The organism is Phytobacter cepae (assembly GCF_054165735.1).
In genome coordinates this window covers 2,922,873-2,944,504 of sequence record NZ_CM135107.1, presented here as the reverse complement: position 1 = coordinate 2,944,504, position 21,632 = coordinate 2,922,873, and the positions used below count along the sequence as shown (strand labels likewise).

At 51.6% G+C, this 21,632-nt stretch carries 21 protein-coding genes and 1 other RNA gene; 16 read left to right on the top strand and 6 right to left on the bottom strand.

All coding sequences use genetic code 11. From position 1 onward, the window contains the following. Nucleotides 1-39: 39 nt before the first annotated feature. Both aroH and ppsR read right to left on the bottom strand, forming a co-directional pair. Nucleotides 40-1,083 carry a 3-deoxy-7-phosphoheptulonate synthase AroH gene (gene aroH / locus ACUY4Q_RS13740; protein WP_458043312.1) on the bottom strand — a complete coding sequence of 348 codons (1,044 nt, stop codon included), beginning with the start codon at nt 1,081-1,083 and terminating at the stop codon, nt 40-42. A 149-nt stretch (nt 1,084-1,232) separates the two neighbouring features. Then, nucleotides 1,233-2,069, bottom strand: coding sequence for a posphoenolpyruvate synthetase regulatory kinase/phosphorylase PpsR (ppsR, locus tag ACUY4Q_RS13735; protein ID WP_458043311.1), 837 nt, complete (start codon nt 2,067-2,069; stop codon nt 1,233-1,235). 332 nt (nt 2,070-2,401) lie between these two features. Between ppsR and ppsA the strand changes: the two genes are divergently transcribed. From ppsA to ACUY4Q_RS13720, 3 genes are all read left to right on the top strand, one after another. Further along, nucleotides 2,402-4,780 carry a phosphoenolpyruvate synthase gene (gene ppsA, locus ACUY4Q_RS13730; protein WP_458043310.1) on the top strand — a complete coding sequence of 793 codons (2,379 nt, stop codon included), beginning with the start codon at nt 2,402-2,404 and terminating at the stop codon, nt 4,778-4,780. 238 nt (nt 4,781-5,018) lie between these two features. Next, nucleotides 5,019-5,207: a hypothetical protein gene (locus tag ACUY4Q_RS13725; RefSeq protein ID WP_458043309.1), complete on the top strand. Its 189-nt coding sequence runs from the start codon at nt 5,019-5,021 to the stop codon at nt 5,205-5,207. A gap of 41 nt (nt 5,208-5,248) precedes the next feature. Then, nucleotides 5,249-5,452, top strand: a complete 204-nt coding sequence (locus tag ACUY4Q_RS13720) for a hypothetical protein (protein WP_458043308.1) — start codon at nt 5,249-5,251, stop codon at nt 5,450-5,452. Nucleotides 5,453-5,532: 80 nt separating this feature from the next. Here the strand turns inward: ACUY4Q_RS13720 and rprA are convergent. Further along, nucleotides 5,533-5,640, bottom strand: an RNA gene (rprA, locus tag ACUY4Q_RS13715) — antisense sRNA RprA. Nucleotides 5,641-5,829: 189 nt separating this feature from the next. Next, nucleotides 5,830-6,942 (bottom strand): AI-2E family transporter YdiK, encoded by a 1,113-nt coding sequence (gene ydiK, locus ACUY4Q_RS13710; RefSeq protein WP_458043307.1) that lies wholly within the window; start codon nt 6,940-6,942, stop codon nt 5,830-5,832. A 193-nt stretch (nt 6,943-7,135) separates the two neighbouring features. On the opposite strand from ydiK, the gene ydiJ reads away from it, so the two are divergent. From ydiJ to lpxP, 3 genes are all read left to right on the top strand, one after another. Next, nucleotides 7,136-10,192: a D-2-hydroxyglutarate dehydrogenase YdiJ gene (ydiJ, locus tag ACUY4Q_RS13705; protein ID WP_458043306.1), complete on the top strand. Its 3,057-nt coding sequence runs from the start codon at nt 7,136-7,138 to the stop codon at nt 10,190-10,192. Beyond that, nucleotides 10,189-10,599: a 1,4-dihydroxy-2-naphthoyl-CoA hydrolase gene (gene menI, locus ACUY4Q_RS13700; protein ID WP_458043305.1), complete on the top strand. Its 411-nt coding sequence runs from the start codon at nt 10,189-10,191 to the stop codon at nt 10,597-10,599. The genes ydiJ and menI overlap by 4 nt, the downstream gene beginning before the upstream one ends. 213 nt (nt 10,600-10,812) lie before the next feature. Beyond that, on the top strand, nt 10,813-11,730 hold the full coding sequence (gene lpxP, locus ACUY4Q_RS13695; protein WP_458043304.1) for a kdo(2)-lipid IV(A) palmitoleoyltransferase: 918 nt from the start codon (nt 10,813-10,815) through the stop codon (nt 11,728-11,730). Between the two features lie 110 nt (nt 11,731-11,840). Here lpxP and ACUY4Q_RS13690 read toward each other — a convergent pair whose 3' ends face one another. Continuing rightward, nucleotides 11,841-12,050, bottom strand: coding sequence for a hypothetical protein (locus tag ACUY4Q_RS13690; RefSeq protein WP_458043303.1), 210 nt, complete (start codon nt 12,048-12,050; stop codon nt 11,841-11,843). Nucleotides 12,051-12,254: 204 nt separating this feature from the next. On the opposite strand from ACUY4Q_RS13690, the gene zinT reads away from it, so the two are divergent. From zinT to ldtE, 10 genes are all read left to right on the top strand, one after another. After that, complete coding sequence (zinT, locus tag ACUY4Q_RS13685) at nt 12,255-12,878, top strand: metal-binding protein ZinT (RefSeq protein WP_458047340.1); 624 nt, start codon at nt 12,255-12,257, stop codon at nt 12,876-12,878. A gap of 112 nt (nt 12,879-12,990) precedes the next feature. Beyond that, nucleotides 12,991-13,629, top strand: coding sequence for a leucine efflux protein LeuE (gene leuE / locus ACUY4Q_RS13680; RefSeq protein WP_458043302.1), 639 nt, complete (start codon nt 12,991-12,993; stop codon nt 13,627-13,629). Between the two features lie 162 nt (nt 13,630-13,791). Beyond that, nucleotides 13,792-14,028 (top strand): DUF1272 domain-containing protein, encoded by a 237-nt coding sequence (locus ACUY4Q_RS13675; protein WP_458043301.1) that lies wholly within the window; start codon nt 13,792-13,794, stop codon nt 14,026-14,028. 396 nt (nt 14,029-14,424) lie between these two features. Next, nucleotides 14,425-14,793: a Fe-S cluster assembly scaffold SufA gene (sufA, locus tag ACUY4Q_RS13670; protein ID WP_458043300.1), complete on the top strand. Its 369-nt coding sequence runs from the start codon at nt 14,425-14,427 to the stop codon at nt 14,791-14,793. Nucleotides 14,794-14,801: 8 nt separating this feature from the next. After that, complete coding sequence (gene sufB / locus ACUY4Q_RS13665; RefSeq protein WP_458043299.1) at nt 14,802-16,286, top strand: Fe-S cluster assembly protein SufB; 1,485 nt, start codon at nt 14,802-14,804, stop codon at nt 16,284-16,286. A 16-nt stretch (nt 16,287-16,302) separates the two neighbouring features. Then, on the top strand, nt 16,303-17,049 hold the full coding sequence (sufC, locus tag ACUY4Q_RS13660; RefSeq protein ID WP_458043298.1) for a Fe-S cluster assembly ATPase SufC: 747 nt from the start codon (nt 16,303-16,305) through the stop codon (nt 17,047-17,049). Further along, nucleotides 17,024-18,295 (top strand): Fe-S cluster assembly protein SufD, encoded by a 1,272-nt coding sequence (sufD, locus tag ACUY4Q_RS13655; RefSeq protein ID WP_458043297.1) that lies wholly within the window; start codon nt 17,024-17,026, stop codon nt 18,293-18,295. The genes sufC and sufD overlap by 26 nt, the downstream gene beginning before the upstream one ends. Further along, nucleotides 18,292-19,512, top strand: a complete 1,221-nt coding sequence (gene sufS, locus ACUY4Q_RS13650) for a cysteine desulfurase SufS (protein WP_458043296.1) — start codon at nt 18,292-18,294, stop codon at nt 19,510-19,512. Before sufD ends, sufS begins: the two co-directional genes overlap by 4 nt. An 11-nt stretch (nt 19,513-19,523) precedes the next feature. Next, complete coding sequence (gene sufE / locus ACUY4Q_RS13645) at nt 19,524-19,940, top strand: cysteine desulfuration protein SufE (RefSeq protein WP_458043295.1); 417 nt, start codon at nt 19,524-19,526, stop codon at nt 19,938-19,940. A 97-nt stretch (nt 19,941-20,037) separates the two neighbouring features. Beyond that, complete coding sequence (ldtE, locus tag ACUY4Q_RS13640; RefSeq protein ID WP_458043294.1) at nt 20,038-21,054, top strand: L,D-transpeptidase LdtE; 1,017 nt, start codon at nt 20,038-20,040, stop codon at nt 21,052-21,054. A gap of 68 nt (nt 21,055-21,122) precedes the next feature. Here the strand turns inward: ldtE and ACUY4Q_RS13635 are convergent, their stop codons facing one another. Continuing rightward, entirely contained in the window at nt 21,123-21,359 is a 237-nt protein-coding gene (locus ACUY4Q_RS13635) for a major outer membrane lipoprotein (RefSeq protein ID WP_437430426.1), read from the bottom strand. Nucleotides 21,360-21,632 lie beyond the last annotated feature (273 nt).

Below are 21,632 nucleotides of genomic sequence, written 5' to 3'. Positions count from 1 at the left end.
GCTCTGCGCCTGCCAGGGTTAAGGCAGGCGCAAGGGGCGTTAACGTGTCGCTACTGCGGCAGCGAGGCGGTCCAGAAGAGTTTCACTGTCTTCCCAGTTCAGGCAGGGATCGGTAATCGACTGGCCGTACACCAGTGGCTGACCCGCAACAATTTTTTGCGTGCCTTCCTGCAGGAAGCTCTCAACCATGACACCGGCAATAGCCGATGAGCCCGCGCGAATTTGCTGGCAAACGTCATCACACACCTCCAGTTGACGGCGATGCTGCTTCTGACAGTTACCATGGCTAAAATCGACGACCAGTTGCTCGGGCAGATTGAACTCCCTGAGCGTTTCACAGGCACTGGCAATATCCTCGGCGTAAAAGTTAGGTTTTTTGCCGCCGCGCATAATAATGTGACCATAAGGATTGCCGCTGGTCTGATAAATCGTCATCTGACCGTCCTTGTCTGGCGAGAGGAACATATGACTGGCGCGTGAGGCACGAATTGCATCGACAGCAATACGTGTGTTGCCATCCGTCCCGTTCTTAAAGCCCACGGGGCACGAGAGGGCAGATGCCATTTCACGGTGGATTTGGCTCTCGGTAGTCCGTGCTCCAATCGCTCCCCAACTGATCAAATCAGCAATAAACTGCCCCGTCACCATATCAAGAAACTCGGTTGCGGTCGGAACCCCCAGTTCATTCACGTCCAAAAGCAGTTTACGGGCGAGCTCAATACCATGATTAACACGATAACTGCCGTTGAGATCAGGATCGGATATTAAGCCTTTCCAGCCCACCACGGTGCGCGGTTTTTCGAAGTAGGTGCGCATAACAATTTCGAGTTTCGTATCGTGCTTTTCCCGCAAGATTTGCAAACGGCGAGCATAGTCCATTGCCGCATCCCGATCGTGGATGGAGCAAGGACCAATAATCACTAACAGACGTTTATCTTCACCATTGAGGATTTTTTCTACACGACGTCGGGACTGAGTGACATGCTCCGCGACCGCTGGGGTCACGGGATGTCGCTGCGCAAGCTCTTCTGGCGTCACCAGAGTGTCGATGCGCGCAGTGCGAAGTTCATCGGTTTTATTCATCAGCGTTCTCAAAAATTTTTTGCTCAAACGGCGCTATGCCGGAGGCGATGCCACACCATAAACCAATCACCGCTTAATTCAATAGCAGGTTGTGATAGGCATCACATTCAAGGCCCGCATGATAGCAAAAACATTACTCATGTACTAGCTTATTGGTACATGCGGCGACTGAGCCCCATAATGTCGAGAATTTTGGTAGCAATTTCTTCAACCGAATAATTTGTGCTGTTAAGCCAGGGAATCTGGTTTTTGCGATACAGCGCTTCGACTTCCGTCACTTCCATGCGGCACTGACGCATCGACGCGTATCGGCTGTTCTCGCGGCGTTCTTCTCGGATAGCCGCTAAGCGTTCAGGATTAATGGTCAGACCAAATAATTTATGCTGAAGTGGTTTTAAGGAGGCAGGTAAAACTAAATTATCCATGTCATCAGCAATAAACGGATAATTCGCTGCGCGAATGCCGAATTGCATGGCCAGATAAAGACTAGTGGGTGTTTTGCCACACCGTGACACGCCCAGTAAAATCACCTGCGCCTGATCGAGGTTGCGCAACGAAATACCATCATCGTGCGCCAGGGTGTAATCGATAGCGGCGATACGGGCATCGTATTTAATGAGATTGCCTGGATTTAACCCATGCGTGCGATGCGCAATAGGCGTTGGTTCCAATTTTAATTCCTGCTGCAACGGAGCGACCAGTGCCTGAACGATATCCTGACAGAATCCTTCGCTCTGTAAAATAATTGTGCGGATTTCCGGTAGCACAATGGAATAAAACACCAGCGGACGGATACCAGATTGCTGAAAGATGGCGTCAATCTGGTCTTTGACCGCCCTGGCGCGGCTTTCATTCTCAACAAACGGTAGCGTGATACTGTTTATCGATACCGGAAATTGCGACATCACCGCATGTCCTAATACTTCAGCGGTGATAGCGGTACCATCGGAAATATAAAACACCTGGCGATCAACGGCACTGTCCATTTTGCTCTTCCTGATAGTCATTGATAATTATCTAAAAGCATAAATTAAAGTCTGATAACTGCGTAGCGCCTTTTTTCATTTTTTAAAATGAAACGCTATTTTTATTTTTAATGAAAAGCACAGTTCAATTTTATTAAGAGCTTACGAAGCGAATGGTTTTGTTGCTGCGATGATAATCAATGCCTTACCAATCGGCGGTAAACTGTCCGAAAAGGTAAAAAATAAAACTGCTTGAACGATTCACCGTTTTTTTCAGAAGAATAATTATGCCAGGATGATTTCGTTATCCGAGCGTTAATTATCCATTCAAATATCACAAAAGGATTGTTTCGATGTCCAATAATGGCTCGTCTCCGCTGGTGCTTTGGTATGACCAACTCGGCATGAATGATGTAGACAGAGTTGGAGGCAAGAACGCCTCTCTTGGTGAAATGATTACCAATCTGTCAGGTATGGGGGTCTCTGTACCCAATGGTTTTGCGACCACCGCCGACGCCTTTAACCAGTTCCTGGAACAAAGCGGTCTGAATCAACGCATCTATGACCTGCTGGATAAAACGGACATTGATGATGTGACCGAGCTGGCAAAAGCCGGTACCCAGATTCGTCAATGGATTGTCGATACTCCGTTCCAGCCGGCATTTGAAGAGGCCATTCACCAGGCGTATGCACAACTTTCGGCTGATGATGAGCAGGCCTCCTTTGCGGTGCGTTCTTCTGCGACAGCGGAAGATATGCCGGATGCCTCATTTGCCGGGCAGCAGGAGACCTTCCTAAACGTACAGGGCTACGATGCGGTTCTGGTGGCGGTGAAACATGTGTTTGCTTCACTGTTTAACGACAGGGCAATCTCCTACCGTGTTCACCAGGGGTACGACCATCGTGGCGTCGCACTCTCAGCCGGTGTGCAGCGAATGGTACGCTCGGATATTGGTTCCGCAGGGGTGATGTTCTCGATTGATACCGAATCCGGTTTCGATCAGGTGGTCTTTATCACTTCCGCGTTCGGGCTGGGTGAGATGGTGGTGCAGGGCGCCGTTAACCCGGACGAATTTTATGTCCATAAGCCAACGCTTGCTGCCGATCGTCCGGCCATTGTTCGCCGTACTATGGGATCGAAAAAGATTCGCATGGTCTACGCACCCACCCAGGAGCATGGCAAGCAGGTTCGCATTGAAGATGTTGAGCAGGCCGAGCGTGACCGCTTCTCTCTGACCGATAGCGAAGTCCAGGAACTGGCGAAGCAGGCTGTCCAGATTGAGAAACACTACCAGCGTCCAATGGACATCGAATGGGCGAAGGATGGCCATACCGGCAAATTGTTTATTGTGCAGGCGCGCCCGGAGACCGTTCGTTCACGCGGCAAAGTTATGGAACGCTACACCCTGCACGCGCAAGGGAAAATCATTGCCGAAGGCCGCGCTATCGGCCATCGCATTGGCGCAGGGCCGGTGAAAGTGATTCATGACATCAGTGAAATGAACCGCATCGAGCCCGGTGATGTACTGGTAACCGACATGACCGACCCGGACTGGGAACCGATCATGAAAAAAGCCTCGGCGATTGTCACCAACCGTGGCGGTCGTACCTGCCATGCGGCGATTATCGCCCGCGAGCTGGGGATCCCGGCCGTGGTCGGGTGTGGCGATGCGACAGACCGTATTAAAGAGGGTGAAAACGTTACCGTCTCCTGTGCGGAAGGCGACACCGGTTATGTCTACGCAGATATGCTGGACTTCTCGGTTAAAAGCTCAAGCATTGATGAAATGCCGCCGCTGCCGTTGAAGATCATGATGAACGTGGGTAACCCGGACAGAGCGTTTGACTTTGCCTGTCTGCCAAATGAAGGTGTTGGCCTGGCGCGTCTCGAATTTATCATCAACCGCATGATTGGTGTGCACCCACGAGCCTTGCTGGAGTTCGACGATCAGGACGCGAAATTACAAAGTGAGATTCGTGAGCTGATGAAGGGTTACGATTCACCGAAAGAGTTTTATGTTGGCCGCCTCACCGAAGGCATCTCAACGCTGGGTGCTGCATTCTACCCGAAACGGGTGATTGTGCGCCTTTCCGACTTCAAATCTAACGAGTATGCCAACCTGGTGGGTGGCGAACGTTACGAGCCTGAAGAAGAGAACCCGATGCTGGGCTTCCGCGGGGCAGGCCGCTATGTCGCTGATAGCTTCCGTGATTGCTTCGCGCTGGAGTGTGATGCGGTTAAACGCGTGCGCAACGAAATGGGCCTGACCAATGTGGAAATTATGGTGCCGTTCGTCCGTACCGTAGACCAGGCAAAAGCAGTGGTGGAAGAGCTTGCACGTCAGGGGCTTAAACGTGGCGAGAACGGCCTCAAAATCATCATGATGTGTGAAATTCCATCGAACGCTTTGCTGGCGGAGCAATTCCTCGAATACTTCGATGGCTTCTCCATTGGGTCGAACGACATGACGCAGTTGGCATTGGGTCTGGATCGTGACTCTGGTGTGGTTTCTGAACTGTTTGATGAACGTAACGAGGCGGTAAAAGCGCTGCTCTCGATGGCAATTCAGGCTGCGAAGAAACAGGGCAAATATGTCGGTATCTGCGGACAGGGGCCGTCTGACCATGAAGATTTCGCTGCATGGTTGATGGAAGAAGGCATCGACAGCCTCTCTTTGAACCCGGACACCGTGGTGCAAACCTGGTTGAGCCTGGCTGAACTGAATAAGTAAGTCTGTATAAAACTCACCCCATCTCTTCGAGGTGGGGTTTTTTTATGCCTGAACGACACCACAAAAGCCTTTTCAGAATGGTACAAATTGTGTTTTAGCACGCTTAACTTAGAGAGGTGGTTATTTTAAAGAATAGAATTGCCGCACTTATTACAGACTTTAATCTCTGTTCTTCAACGTGTGAAAGAATAAAGCGGAAAGTCTCTCTTTAGGCTAAGTGTCGCATTAAGGGTACAAAATGAAACGCCTGATACTGCTTTTAACACTCCTTTCCTGCATCAGTCTGACCGGTTGCGCTTCCTACAACGAACACATCAAAGCATGCCATGGTGAAGATACCTCAACCGCGCATCTGGTGATGGATTATTTGCCCATCGGGGCGGTTGTTGATAACGGATATTGTGCGGCGAAGGATTCTGCCAAATAACGGGCTTTACCCTGGCTGTTCGGGACAATGAGGATAGTCAAATGCATTTCTATCAGGTCGATAACCTGCATGCCGTTATTGCGCGGTTGGTTGAGATAAAAGCATCAGAAAATGAATATGAACGGCTGTTGTCTCACCTGTGTGAAGCAGGGGAATACGCATTAAAAGAGCACACCGAAACGGCTTATAACACCTTTATGGATGAGTGCGGAGTTGCGCTGACTCAGATGAAGATTGAAATGTGAGCGAGACAAAAGGGTAAATAAGATGGCGTTGAGCACTTCGGATGCTATTACGGCACCTGGTGAAACCGCCCGCGTTGCACAGAAAAAAAAGCCCATCGTGGGAGATGGGCAAAGACTACACACAGCAATTCGTTGTTTCACTCAGGGGATTTCCATGCTTATAAATCAATGCGTTGATTTATAACCGTGACCTAATAGTAGGCATCTCGATTTTTTGCGTCGATCAGATTCGTCTCATTAGTTTAACATCTGTAAAGAATTTGCGAGGGATATGAGGCAGCAGGGCGGCAAAGCAGCGTCAACAGGCATCAAAGGGAAATGGATTGATTAGCGACGCTTAATATTACTTTAAGAAAGGCGGGTTTCCCCGCCATGACTTAGTGCGGAAGTTCGTCTTTATGCGCAGCGGGTTCGAGAACGTCATTGCTGACAGGCCCAGGGACCGGGACCTCATTAACCCAGGCGGAAAAGAGTCGCCAGCTCACGGCGAGCAGCACGGGGCCAATAAACAAGCCGATCATCCCAAATGCCACCAACCCGCCAATCACCCCTGAAAGAATCAGAATCAGCGGCAGGTCGGCACCCATGCGAATCAGCATCGGGCGGATAAAGTTATCCAGTGTACCCACCACGCAACTCCAGACCAACAAGACGGTACCCCAGGTGGAATCGCCACTCCAGTAAAGCCAGATAACTGCCGGCACCAGCACAATCAGCGGCCCCAGTTGCACCAGGCAGGTCATCAACATAATCACCGTAAAGAGGGTGGCATAGGGGATGCCGCTCACCGCAAGACCGATACCGCCCAGCACCGCCTGAACTAACGCGGTGACCACTACGCCCAGTGCAACCGCACGGATCGCTTGCCCGGCCAGCAGCACGGCGGCATCACCGCGATGAGCGGCAAGCCGGAAGGCAAAGTGGCGAATCCCTTCCGCCACGCGCTCACCACGCCAGTAAAGCAGGGCGCTGAAGAGCAACATGAGACCGCAATGGAGCATGAAACGGCCAATATGGGCGGCCTGACCAACAAACCATGTGGTCGTCGTACCCACGTATGGGCGCACTTTCGCCAGAATGGCGCTTCCTCCCATATCAAGCAGACTATGCCAACCGCTGTACAATTTATCGCCGAACAGGGGAATGCTGTTGAGCCAGCCCAGGTCCGGCGGCGTCAGTTCCCCGGAGGTAATTGCGCCAATTACCGGCCCGCTGGTATCAACGAGACTATTAACCAGCAAGGCGACCGGAATAATGAACAGCAGCGTGAGCATAATCGTCATTGCCAGGACGGCGAGGGAGCGCCGTCCAAAAAGGATACGCTGGACGCGAATAAGCACCGGCCAGGTGGCAATGACCACCGTACCTGCCCAGGCGAAGCCAAGAATAAAGGGCTGAACGATCCACAAACAAGCGACGATCATAAGGGCCAGGAACAGGACAGACAGCATGACCTGCGGCACATCCCTGGATTGCTGTTGAAAGGCCATAAGAGGTATTTACCTTAAAGAGGGTTAGGTGAAATCACTTAAGACAATCATTGATGATTTCGGTGCGTTTGGACAGTCAAATTCCGCCCATAATTCTGGTGGGCGTATAAGAAAAAAATGTGATACAACGTTGGGTGCTGCAAGCAAACGATTAACTATTCACAACTCTAACAGTCAGGCAGGGTCAAGAGTAATGATCCCACAGATTTCTCAGGCACCAGGCGTCGTTCAATTGGTGCTGAATTTTTTACAGGCACTGGAGCAACAAGGTTTTACAGGCGACACCGCCACGAGCTATGCCGACAGGCTAACTATGGCGACGGACAACAGTATTTATCAACTGCTGCCGGATGCGGTCGTCTTTCCCCGTTCCACTTCTGATGTCGCCTTAATTGCCCGTCTCGCCGCGCAAGCGCGTTTCCAGTCGTTGGTCTTTACCCCACGTGGTGGCGGTACCGGCACCAACGGACAGGCGCTGAACCAGGGCATCATTGTCGATATGTCTCGCTACATGAATCGCATCATGGAAATTAACCCCGAAGAAGGGTGGGTGCGGGTCGAAGCGGGGGTGATAAAAGATCAGCTTAACCAGTACCTCAAGCCCTACGGCTACTTCTTTGCGCCAGAATTATCCACCAGTAACCGCGCTACCCTTGGCGGCATGATCAATACCGATGCCTCCGGTCAAGGTTCTCTTGTCTATGGTAAAACCTCAGATCATGTGCTGGGTGTTCGGGCGGTGCTCCTGGGCGGCGACATCCTCGATACCCAACCCGTACCGGTTGCGCTGGCAGAAACGTTAGGCAAAGCGAACACAACAGTGGGCCGGATTTACCGGACCGTCTATGAACGTTGCCGTGAAAACCGCGAACTGATCATTGAAAAATTCCCAAAACTTAACCGTTTTTTGACCGGTTATGATTTGCGTCACGTCTTCAATGATGAGATGACGGAGTTCGATTTGACTCGCGTGTTGACCGGATCGGAAGGCACGTTGGCGTTTATCACTGAAGCCCGGCTGGATATCACTCCACTGCCGAAGGTGCGGCGACTGGTCAACGTCAAATATGATTCGTTTGATTCCGCGCTGCGTAATGCGCCTTTCATGGTCGATGCCCGCGCCCTGTCGGTTGAAACGGTTGATTCGAAAGTTCTCAACCTGGCCCGGGAAGATATTGTCTGGCATTCCGTCAAAGAGCTGATTACCGACGTACCGGATAAAACGCTGCTTGGCCTGAACATTGTTGAGTTCGCTGGCGATGATCTTGAGCTCATCACCAGCCAGGTCAGTTCACTTTGCGCACGGCTGGATGAGCTGATGGCGAAGGGAGAAGGGGGCGTCATTGGCTGGCAACGTTGTGACGATCTGGCGGGCATTGAGCGCATTTACGCAATGCGTAAAAAAGCGGTGGGCCTGCTGGGCAATGCCAAAGGGGCGGCTAAACCCATTCCGTTCGCTGAAGATACCTGCGTGCCTCCCGATCATCTTGCGGACTATATCGTCGAGTTCCGTGCCCTGCTGGACAGTCATGGTCTGAGTTATGGCATGTTCGGGCATGTGGATGCTGGCGTGCTGCATGTGCGCCCGGCGCTGGATATGTGCGATCCGCAGCAAGAGATCCTGATGAAGTCGATCTCCGATGACGTGGTGGCACTGACCGCCAAATATGGTGGCTTGTTGTGGGGTGAACACGGTAAGGGCTTTCGGGCCGAATACAGCCCGGCTTTCTTTGGTGAGGAGCTCTACGCCGAACTGCGTAAAGTGAAAGCGGCATTCGATCCGGATAATCGCCTTAACCCCGGCAAAATTTGCCCCCCTGAAGGTATCGATGCGCCGATGCGACAAGTGGATGACGTCAAACGCGGCCATTTCGACCGACAAATACCGATCTCGGTGCGCACCTCGTGGCGTGGCGCTATGGAGTGTAATGGCAACGGCTTGTGCTTCAACTTTGATGCCAAAAGCCCGATGTGTCCGTCGATGAAGATCTCCGGCAACCGCATTCATTCGCCGAAAGGTCGCGCTACGCTGGTACGCGAATGGTTGCGCTTGCTCGCCGATCGGGGTGTTGATCCGATCAAGCTCGAAAAAGAGCTGCCGGAAAGACGAGCCAGCCTGCGCACATTGATAGAGCGTACCCGTAATAGCTGGCATGCGCGTAAAGGAGAATACGATTTCTCCCATGAAGTGAAAGAGGCCATGTCCGGTTGTCTCGCCTGTAAAGCCTGCTCAACACAATGCCCGATCAAAATTGACGTGCCGGATTTCCGCTCGCGTTTCCTGCAGCTCTATCACACCCGTTATTTGCGACCCCTGCGCGATCATCTGGTGGCGACGGTCGAAAGTTATGCGCCGCTGATGGCGAGAGCGCCCAGAACGTTTAACTTCTTTATGAGCCAGCCGTGGGTACGTTCACTGTCGCAAAAACACATTGGCATGGTGGATCTGCCGCTACTCTCGGCACCTTCGTTGCAGCGCCAGATGGTGGGGCATGCCACGGCTAACCTGACGCTTGAGCAGCTTGAACAGCTTAGCGATGAACAGAAAGCCAAAACCGTGCTGGTGGTTCAGGACCCCTTCACCAGTTACTACGATGCGCAGGTTGTGGCCGATTTTGTTCGCCTGGTTGAAAAACTGGGGCTGCAGCCGGTGGTGTTACCGTTCTCACCCAACGGCAAGGCACAGCACATTAAAGGCTTCCTGCATCGCTTCGCAAAAACGGCGCAAAAAACCTCCGACTTCCTTAATAGAGTCGCGCAGTTGGGGATGCCGATGGTGGGGGTCGATCCTGCCCTGGTGCTCTGTTATCGCGATGAGTACAAGCAGGTGTTAGGTGACACCCGCGGTGACTTCCATGTTCTGCTGGTGCATGAATGGCTCTCAACTGCGATGAATAACATCGAATCTCGCGACGTAAGCGGCGAGTCCTGGTATTTATTTGGCCACTGCACTGAAGTCACTGCACTGCCTGCGTCACCCGGCCAGTGGGCAGGCATTTTTGCCCGTCTGGGGGCGAAGCTGGAAAACGTGAGCGTGGGATGCTGCGGCATGGCGGGCACTTACGGTCATGAGGTGAAAAACCACGCTAATTCACTCGGCATCTATGAGCTTTCCTGGCATCAGGCGATGCAGCGTCTGCCGCGCAGTCGTTGCCTTGCCGCAGGTTATTCCTGCCGTAGTCAGGTGAAGCGCGTTGAAGGTAACGGGGTACGCCATCCCCTACAGGCTTTACTGGAGATTATAGGATGATCTGGAAACGTGCGGTGACGCTTGAAGCCCTGAACAGTATGGGCGAGGGTAATATGGTCGGGTTGCTCGACATTCGTTTTGAGCGCATCACTGACGATGCGCTGGAAGCGACCATGCCTGTCGATAATCGGACCCATCAACCTTTTGGATTATTGCACGGGGGGGCCTCCGTGGTACTGGCGGAGACCCTCGGCTCGGTTGCCGGGTATCTGTGTACCGAGGGCGAGCACAAAGTGGTAGGCGTTGAGGTGAACGCGAACCATATCCGCTCAGTAAAAACCGGACGTGTGCGCGGCGTTTGCCGCGCGCTCCATACCGGGGCGCGCCACCAGGTCTGGCAGATTGATATCTTTGATGAACAGGACCGCCTTTGCTGCTCATCTCGCCTGACCACTGCGGTTGTATAATCCTGTTACGGCAGGTTATACCTGTCGTAAAAATTCATACTAACTTCATCTTTCTTTACACGCCGCGTCGTCCCGCCATGTTATTATTGCACAATTCAACACCCCCATAGCATCAACATCTATTGGAGTGAGACGCTGTAACGCATTAAGACCTAATGACAGGATTCATTGTTTCCTTAAGCGCTACTCCTATCGGGCTTTAAGGTAATCATTATGCATAGTTCTTTTAAACTGGCGTTTCTGCACCCGCGTCACTGGGTCACCTGGGCTGGGCTGGGTTTACTCTGGCTGCTGGTTCAACTTCCCTATCCTGTCTTATCTCGTCTTGGCGAAACCATTGGTAAACTTTCCCGCCGTTTTCTGAAGCGTCGCGAGTGTATTGCCCGCCGTAATCTTGAATTATGTTTCCCTGACATGACGAACGAGATGCGCGAGGCCATGATTGAAAAAAACTTTATGTCATTGGGCATGGGGTTGTTTGAAACCGGTATGGCCTGGTTCTGGTCAGACAGCCGCGTACGTCGCTGGTTTGATGTGGAGGGCTACCAGAATCTGGTGCAGGCCCAGGCAAACCAAAAAGGCGTGATGGTGGTCGGGGTTCACTTTATGTCACTTGAATTGGGTGGCCGTGTCATGGGGCTGTGCCAGCCCATGATGGCAACCTATCGGCCGCATAATAACGAACTGATGGAGTGGGTGCAGACCCGCGGGCGTATGCGGTCAAATAAATCCATGATCGACAGGCGTAACCTCAAGGGCCTCGTTAGCGAGCTTAAGAAAGGCGAAGCGGTATGGTTCGCGCCGGATCAGGATTACGGTCGCAAGGGCAGTACATTTGCGCCATTCTTCTCCGTACCAAATGCCGCGACCACCAACGGCACATACGTTCTTTCGCGTCTCTCCGGGGCCAGCATGCTGACGGTAACCATGGTGCGTAAAGCGGACCGCTCAGGGTATCAACTGCATATCGGCAGAGCGTTGACGGATTACCCGGCGAAAGATGAACATGAGGCGGCCAGTTACATTAACAAAGTGATTGAACGCGAAATCCTGCGCGCCCCGGAACAATACTTGTGGATCCACCGTCGCTTCAAAACGCGTCCACAGGGCGAAGTATCTTTATATTTGTAAGTTACCGTGTCCAATCCGCGCAATGCGGGTTGGACATTATTTTGCAGCCTGATTTCGCATATCCTTCTGATGACCAAACCTCACTGACTGACCGCTCTTGTTTCGTCTCCTCAGTGAAGCGCAGGAATGTCCATACTTTTTAGCTTGATGACGAAGTGATTGTCATGACGGGTTATTTTTGCGCCCTCATCACAATATTCGGCTGAAAGCTGAAAAAAAGTATCGGCATCCACATCAAATGCCAGTTCAACTTCTTTTTGCTTACCGGAATTGAGCAGTTGATACGCCTGACTCAAGCTGTGTGCTTTAGCGATAGACATGAAGAATGACCTCATTGACCGTGGTGTCGTGGTTAAAATGTGACCACCTTTTTATAGCAGGGAATGGTCAAATTACCAGTCAGCAGTCAGTGCGCAAAATGCCCTTCGCAATGTATTGATGTTGGTTATGTTATAATATAACATCTGCAACTCATTAATATAAAAGAGGGTCATATTGTGGTACGTCACTTTGCAAAATTAGCTATTGCTCTGGGTACAGTTCTGATTAGCGGACAGGCGCTTTCTCATGGCCACCACTCTCATGGCGCGCCGTTAACTGAGAAAGAGCAGAAAGCCGCAGAAGGGGAGTTTGATAATAACGATGTTAAAGACAGAAATTTGTCAGACTGGGACGGCGTATGGCAGTCCGTCTTGCCTTATCTGGTGAGCGGTGACCTTGATCCGGTGTTCAAAAAGAAGGCCGAAAAAGATTCGAGCAAAACCTTTGACGATATCAAAGCCTATTATCGCAAAGGGTATGCAACGGATGTGGACACCATTGGTATTGAGAATGGGGTGATGGAGTTTCACGTCGGCGATAACGTCAGCAGCTGCAAATACGATTATGCGGGTTATAAAATTTTAACGTATGTCTCTGGTAAAAAGGGCGTGCGTTACCTGTTCGAATGTAAGGATGCCACCAGTAAGGCCCCGAAGTATGTGCAGTTTAGCGATCATACTATTGGACCCCGTAAATCCGCCCACTACCATATTTTCATGGGAAACACCTCGCAGGCAGCCCTGCTTGAAGAGATGGACAACTGGCCGACCTACTACCCTTATCAACTGAAAAAGGAAGAGGTCGTCGACGAAATGTTACATCATTGATGAAACAACACCGTCTTCTCAGGAAGCTCGCTGCGGCGGGCTTTTTTTATGGCTACGCTTTGTGTAGCATACGCGCCCAGTGCAGCGCCTGAAGGTATCTCAAGGAGGATATGTGTTTGCCGAATACGGTGTGATCAGCTTCTGGTCCTATTTCATTGGTGCCATTTTCATCATCCTGGTTCCCGGGCCTAATACCTTTTTCGTATTGAAAAACAGCATTGCCGGGGGGCTTAAAAGGGGTTATGTCGCTGCGGCGGGCGTCTTTCTGGGTGATGCCATTTTGATGTTTCTGGCCTATGCCGGGGTGGCAACGCTGATTAAAACCACACCCGTCTTGTTCAACATTGTTCGTTATCTCGGCGCGTTTTACCTGCTCTGGCTTGGGCTTAAAATGCTTTACAGCACGCTGTTCCGTCGGGCCAGTGCGAACCCGGAACACGAAGTTCAGAAAGGGGAAATATTCAAACGATCGCTGATTCTGAGCCTGACAAATCCCAAAGCGATTCTCTTTTATGTCTCGTTTTTTGTGCAGTTTATAGATATCCATTACTCCAGCCCGGGGATGTCATTCTTCATCCTCGGCGTGACATTAGAGATGATCAGCGTTTGTTATTTCAGTTTTTTGATTGTTTCTGGCTCTTATGTGACGCAGTTGGTTAAGACCAAAAAGCGGCTTGCGAAGCTCGGCAATTCTTTAATTGGGCTGCTGTTTGTCGGCTTTGCCGCACGACTGGCAACATTGCAATCCTGAACATTCGGCCATGCAAATTACAGGCTCGCTTCGGCGGGCTTTTTTATTTTACTGCGTTGTCGCTGAAGGTATGTGAACCTTAAAAATGACTTTCGCAAGCTTAATAAAACTGCTATTGCTGCACACTAATCAACGAAGTATGGCCGTGAAGAAGAGGTTGATATGTTGGAGTTAAGACCGGGATGTGAGTGTTGCAACACCGATTTACCCGGCGATTCAGCCGATGCGGTGATCTGTTCTTTTGAATGTACCTTTTGCCGCGAGTGTGCAACAAAAATGGCGCTCCGTTGCCCGAACTGCGGGGGAGAGCTGGTCAGCCGCCCGCGCCGCTCTGCAGAAAAACTGGTTAACAATCCGGCTTCAACATCGCGCACGTTTAAACCCCTTGGCTGCAGTTAAGCGAAGCGCTTTTGCTCATGATATTTCTATCCCCTTTACAATAAGGGGATATTCTCCCCCTGATTTTTGCTTCCCTTTGTAGCAAAACAGTCATTTGCTGCCGTCAGAAACCTGTTCGCCCGCTTTTTTTAGCAGGCTATCTCAAAAATAGGCATTGCCTATACATCTTTAGCGGTCGCCGCTATTTACAAATGCCAGAAAAAATAGCCATTATTTATCAATTCATTAAACAATTTGTCACTTACCTGTAAAGCCTGTTGAGAGGGTCTATGCTTATAACATGCGCCTAAAAAACGGGCAGTACATGAATAACCCTTCGGAATAGAGGTTGAAGTGATAATCATTATCACTAACATAGTGTTATGCCTTTCAGGCTTCATGACATGAGGTAGACCCATGGAATCGCAATCAGAAACATTTAACCCGGCCGACTTTACCTGGCGTGGGTTGTCAATTACACCCGCTGCGGCAGAACACATTCGTGCGCTGATTCGCAAGCAACCCGAGCTGTTGGGCGTGCGTCTTGGCATCAAACAAACCGGCTGTGCAGGGTTTGGTTATGTGCTGGATACGGTCAGTGAACCGGCTAAGGATGATCTGCTATTCGAAAACGAAGGCGCGCGGCTTTATGTACCCCTTCAGGCGATGCCGTTTATCGACGGAACCGAAGTGGATTATGTGCGTGAAGGGTTAAACCAGTTATTCAAATTCAATAACCCGAAAGCCCAGAACGAATGTGGCTGCGGCGAAAGCTTTGGGGTATAGGCGGTACTATGTCTCGTAATACTGAAGCAACTGACGATGTCAAAACCTGGACCGGGAACCTCAATTACAAAGAGGGCTTTTTCACCCGGCTCAATACCGATGAATTGGCGAAAGGCATCAATGAAGATGTCGTGCGCGCTATCTCGGCTAAACGTAATGAACCTGAATGGATGCTGGAGTTCCGCCTCAACGCGTTTCGCGCCTGGCTTGAAATGGAAGAACCGCACTGGCTTAAAGCCCAGTATGAAAAGCTGGACTACCAGGATTACAGCTATTACTCAGCACCATCATGTGGCAGCTGCGACGACACGTGCGCTTCGCAGCCCGGAGCGGTGCAGCAAACTGAGGCCAATGGCTGGTTAACACAAGAAGTTGAAGAAGCCTTCAACCAGCTCGGTGTGCCGGTACGTGAAGGGAAAGAAGTGGCCGTTGATGCCATTTTTGACTCCGTCTCCGTGGCCACCACCTACCGTGAAAAACTCTCGGAACAGGGCATTATTTTCTGCTCTTTTGGTGAAGCCATTCATGATCACCCGGAGTTGGTAAAAAAATACCTCGGTACCGTCGTCCCGTCCAACGACAACTTCTTCGCGGCTCTTAACGCTGCGGTCGCTTCAGATGGCACCTTTATTTACATCCCGAAAGGTGTGCGTTGCCCTATGGAGCTTTCAACCTATTTCCGCATCAACGCGGAAAAAACCGGCCAGTTCGAACGAACCATTCTGGTGGCCGATGAAGGCAGCTATGTCAGCTACATCGAAGGGTGCTCTGCGCCCGTGCGCGACAGCTATCAGCTTCATGCAGCTGTTGTGGAAGTGATCATTCACCGTGATGCGGAAGTGAAATATTCCACCGTACAGAACTGGTTCCCGGGAGATAACAACACCGGCGGCATTCTGAACTTCGTCACCAAGCGTGCGCTGTGCGAAGGCGAAAACAGCAAAATGTCCTGGACCCAATCGGAAACCGGATCGGCAATTACCTGGAAATACCCGAGCTGTATTCTGCGCGGCGATAACTCCATCGGTGAGTTTTTCTCGGTGGCTTTGACCAGCGGTCATCAGCAGGCGGATACCGGCACCAAGATGATCCACATCGGTAAGAACACCCGCTCGACCATTATCTCCAAAGGCATCTCTGCCGGTAAAAGCCAGAACAGCTACCGCGGGCTGGTGAAAATCATGCCGAGCGCCACCAACGCGCGTAACTTTACGCAGTGTGACTCCATGCTGATTGGGCCGGATTGTGGTGCGCATACCTTCCCGTACGTGGAGTGTCGCAATAACAGTGCTCAGCTTGAACATGAAGCCACTACGTCGCGGATTGGAGAAGATCAGCTGTTTTACTGCTTGCAGCGCGGCATCAGCGAAGATGATGCCATCTCGATGATCGTCAATGGTTTCTGTAAGGATGTGTTCTCCGAACTGCCGCTGGAGTTTGCCGTTGAGGCGCAAAAACTGCTGGCCATCAGTCTTGAACACAGCGTCGGTTAAGGATTAAGGAACAAATATGTTAAGTATTAAAGACCTGCAGGTTAGCGTTGAAGACAAAGAGATTCTGCGAGGCCTGAACCTGGAGGTTCGCCCGGGCGAAGTGCATGCCATCATGGGGCCAAACGGCTCGGGTAAAAGTACGCTCTCGGCTACCCTTGCCGGCCGTGAAGATTACGAAGTGACCGGTGGCAGTATTGCCTATAAAGGCAAAGATCTGCTGGAGCTTTCCCCTGAAGATCGCGCCGGTGAAGGCGTGTTTATGGCGTTTCAGTATCCGGTTGAAATTCCGGGTGTCAGTAACCAGTTTTTCCTGCAAACCGCGCTGAATGCGGTACGTAAATACCGCGGTCAGGATGAGCTGGACCGCTTTGACTTCCAGGATTTAATGGAAGAGAAGATCAAATTGCTGAAAATGCCCGAGGATTTGCTGACGCGCTCGGTCAACGTGGGTTTCTCCGGTGGCGAGAAAAAGCGTAACGATATTCTGCAAATGGCGGTACTGGAACCGAATCTCTGCATTCTTGATGAGACCGATTCGGGGCTGGACATTGATGCCCTGAAAATCGTGGCCGATGGGGTGAACTCCCTGCGCGATACGCAGCGCTCATTTATTATCGTCACCCACTATCAGCGCATCCTTGATTACATCAAGCCAGACTACGTGCATGTGCTCTATCAGGGCCGTATCGTCAAATCCGGTGATTTCACGCTGGTTAAGCAACTGGAGGAGCAGGGGTATGGCTGGCTTACCGAACAGCAGTAATGCACTGCAACAGTGGCACCACCTGTTTGAAATGCAGGGTGGGGCACTTTCTGAAGACGCGCAACGGCATCTTCAACACATGCTGCGCCTGGGCTTGCCGACGCGTAAGCATGAAAACTGGAAATACACGCCGCTTGATGGGCTGCTTAACAGTGAGTTTGTTGCCCGTGCTGGTGCATTAACGGCGGCCCAATGCGCGGCACTGGCGCTTCCGGTTGATGCCCTGCGCCTGGTCTTTGTTGACGGGTATTTCAATGCGGAGTTGAGCGACGATACCACCGACTCTGGTTTCAACATCACTATTAACGAGGATCGCACTTCGCTTGCGGATCCTGTTCAGCCTGATGTGTTTTTGCATTTGACTGAGAGCCTGGCACAGACCGTGACGCATATTCAGGTTGCGCGAAATCAGCGCCCAGCCAGAACCTTATTGCTGATGCACGTTACGCAGGGGGTTGACGGAGAAGAGATGAACACGGCGCATTATCGCCATCACATCTCACTGGCGGAAGGGGCGGAAGCCACGGTTTATGAGCACTACGTCAGTCTTAATGACCAGCGCCATTTTACCGGCGCACGCTTCACCATGGAGGTGGCGGCCAATGCGCAGTTGCACCATTTCAAGATGGCCTTCGAAAATCCGCTGAGTTATCACTTTGCGCACAACGACATTCGTCTCGCGGGCGATGCGCTGGCGGATAGCCACAGTTTTCTGTTGGGTAGTGCAGTGAGCCGTCATAACACCAGCACCCAACTCAACGGTGAGAACACCACGCTGCGCATGAACAGTCTGGTCATGCCGGTTAAATCTGAGGTCTGCGATACCCGCACCTGGCTTGAGCATAACAAGGGCTACTGTAACAGCCGTCAGTTGCACAAGACTATCGTGAACGATAAGGGGCGTGCGGTCTTTAACGGTCTGATTAACGTGGCTCAGCATGCGCTGAAAACCGACGGTCAGATGACCAACAACAATTTATTATTGGGCCGCCTGTCTGAAGTCGATACCAAGCCGCAGCTGGAAATTTACGCTGACGATGTGAAATGCAGTCACGGTGCGACCATTGGCCGCATTGACGACGAACAGATGTTCTATTTGCGCTCCCGTGGGATTGACGAACAGGCGGCGCAACAGATGATCATTTATGCCTTTGCCGCTGAACTGACGGAAGCGATTGGCGACGAAGCGCTCAGGCAGCAGGTGCTGGCCCGTATTGGTCAGCGTCTTGCGGGAGGCAATGCATGACCTATTCCGTTGACAGCATACGCGCCGATTTTCCGGTCCTGACGCGTGAAATCAATGGTGTTCGGCTGGCGTATCTGGACAGCGCTGCCAGCGCGCAAAAACCCGCTCAGGTCATTGATGCGGAGGCGGAGTTTTACCGTCAGGGTTATGCTGCCGTTCATCGGGGCATACATACGTTAAGTGCCGAAGCCACACAGCGCATGGAAAAGGTCCGTGAGCAGGTGGCCGGTTTTCTTAACGCTCGCTTGCCTGAGGAGCTGGTGTTTGTTCGTGGCACCACCGAAGGGATCAACCTGGTGGCGAACAGCTGGGGCGATAGCCAGGTCCAGACCGGTGACAACATCATTATCAGCGCGATGGAACATCACGCGAATATCGTTCCGTGGCAGATGTTGTGCGAGCGGGTGGGCGCCGAACTCCGCGTGATCCCGCTTAACCAGGACGGCACGCTGCAACTCGACGCATTGCCGGGTTTGCTTGATGCACGCAGCCGCCTGTTGGCCATTACCCAGGTTTCAAACGTGCTCGGCACCGAGAACCCGGTGGCGGAAATGATTGCGCTGGCGCATCAGCATGGCGCGAAGGTGCTTGTTGATGGCGCGCAGGCCATCATGCACCACCAGGTCGATGTTCAGGCGCTGGATTGTGATTTTTACGTCTTCTCGGGGCATAAATTGTACGGGCCGACGGGCGTTGGCGTACTTTACGTCAAAGAGGAGATCCTTCAGGCCATGCCGCCATGGGAAGGCGGAGGCGCGATGATCGCGACCGTCAGCCTTACTGAAGGTACCACCTATGCTAAGGCACCGTGGCGCTTTGAGGCCGGTACGCCGAATACCGGGGGCATTATCGGTTTAGGTGCGGCCATTGACTATGTGAGCGCCGTTGGGCTGGAAAATATTGCCCGCTATGAGCAGTCGCTCATGGATTATGCCCTGAAAGCGCTCGCGGAGGTGCCAGACCTCACGCTGTACGGCCCAGCGCAGCGACTGGGTGTAATTGCCTTTAATTTGGGTAAACACCACGCTTACGATGTGGGCAGTTTCCTCGATAACTACGGAATTGCCGTTCGTACAGGCCATCATTGCGCCATGCCGTTAATGGCATTTTATAATGTGCCGGCCATGTGTCGTGCCTCACTGGTCATGTATAACACGCAAGAAGAGGTGGATCGTCTGGTAGCTGGCCTGAAACGTATTCATCAGTTGCTGGGTTAAGAGAGGGGAAGATGGCCGTATTACCGGATAAAGAGAAACTCCTGCGAAATTTTGGTCGCTGCACCAACTGGGAGGAGAAATATCTTTATATTATTGAGCTGGGGCAGCGCTTATCGCCGTTAGACGAAAGTGCGCATGTTCCTGAAAATATCATCCAGGGATGTCAAAGCCAGGTGTGGATTGTGATGCACCACAATGACAACGGGGTCATTGAATTAACGGGCGACAGTGATGCCGCTATTGTTAAAGGGCTGATAGCGGTGGTGTTTATTCTCTATCAGCAAATGACCCCGCAGGATATCGTCGCCTTCGATGTTCGTCCGTGGTTTGAAAAGATGTCCCTCACTCAACACCTTACCCCTTCGCGTTCGCAAGGGCTGGAAGCGATGATTCGCGCAATTCGCACCAAAGCCGCCAACATTAGCTAAACTCAAAAGACAGCTTTCATCCTGTTACGCGAGGTGGTTTTACCGCCTCGCTGGATTTTCAGCATTCGGCATCAGCCGTGAATACAGGAGTTTTAGCATGAACCGCGCGTCTCTTATCATAATAAGTCTTATCGGCGCGTACAGCGCCATTCAGAGCGCCTGGGCGGTGGATTATCCTCTTCCTCCTTCAGGCAGTCGCCTTATCGGGCAAAATCAAACCTACACCGTGCAAACAGGAGACAAGAACCTTCAGGCCATCGCTCGCCGTTTCGACACCGGCGCGATGCTCATCCTCGCCGCCAACAATACCATCGCACCGGTGCCTGGACCGGGCACCGTGGTCACTATCCCGTCTCAGATGCTGTTACCGGATATGCCACGGGAAGGGATTGTGGTCAACCTTGCCGAACTGCGGCTTTATTATTACCCGCCGGGTCAAAATATTGTGCAGGTTTTCCCGTTGGGGATAGGGCAGCAGGGGCTTGAAACGCCGGTCAGCGTGACGCGCGTGAGCCAAAAAATTCCTAATCCAACCTGGACGCCCACGGCAGGTATTCGTGCGCGTTCATTGGCGAATGGGATAACGCTGCCGCCCGTTGTGCCTGCCGGGCCAAATAACCCGCTGGGTCGCTTCGCGCTGCGTTTAGGGATTGGCCATGGCGAATACCTTATTCATGGCACCAACGCGCCTGACAGCGTGGGGCTGCGCGCGAGTTCGGGATGTATGCGTATGAACGCGGCGGACATCGAGACACTGTTCTCGCAGGTCACTACCGGCACACGTGTGGCCATCATCAACGAACCGGTGAAATATTCGATCGAACCGGACGGGCGGCATTACATTGAAGTGCATCGTCCTTTGTCCCAGACGCTCGAGGAGAATCCGCAGACGCTGCCCATCTCATTCTCAGCGACGCTTGCAGGCGCTATTGAACAAGGCGGCGGAGACAGGATGTTGATTGATAAGGCGCTTAACCGCCGTGCGGGCTACCCGGTTGCAATACCCGCTAATAAAAATGGTCAGGTTGTGACGCAAGGGGTGGTGTCAGTACAGAACAGTGCGGCAAAGCCAGTGACAGAAGAAGATGAGGCTGGCGCAACGGTGACGCAGTAAATCGGGGAACGGTTGAAGAGAGGCAAAAAAAATGGCGCACAATGTGCGCCATTTCAACACAGGTACTATTACTTACGGTATTTAGTAGCCTGGTTGTCCAAACGCTGGTTAGCGCGTGCTGCGTCGTCTTTAGCAGCCTGAACGTCGGAACGGATTGCGTTCACGTCGTTGCTCAGCTGGTCAACTTTAGCGTTCAGAGTCTGAACGTCAGAAGACAGCTGATCGATTTTAGCATTGCTGGAGCAACCAGCCAGCAGAGTAGAAGCCAGGATTACCGCGCCCAGTACCAGTTTAGTACGATTCATTATAAATACCCTCTAGATTGAGTTAATCTCCATGTAGCGTTACAAGTATTACACAAAGTTTTTTAGGTTGAGAATATTTTTTTGATGGGAATTCACTTAAATTTGATCGTTCGCTCAAAGAAACACCTACTTTGAATAAAACGTTAAAAAAAGTGTGATAAAACAGCAAGCTTCCATCGGATTCATCTTAGATAATAGCCTGTTTAAATAGTGAATTCCGATTTGCTTTTTTATTCATATTAATTTCAGATAAATAAAAAAAGCGCCCTGAGG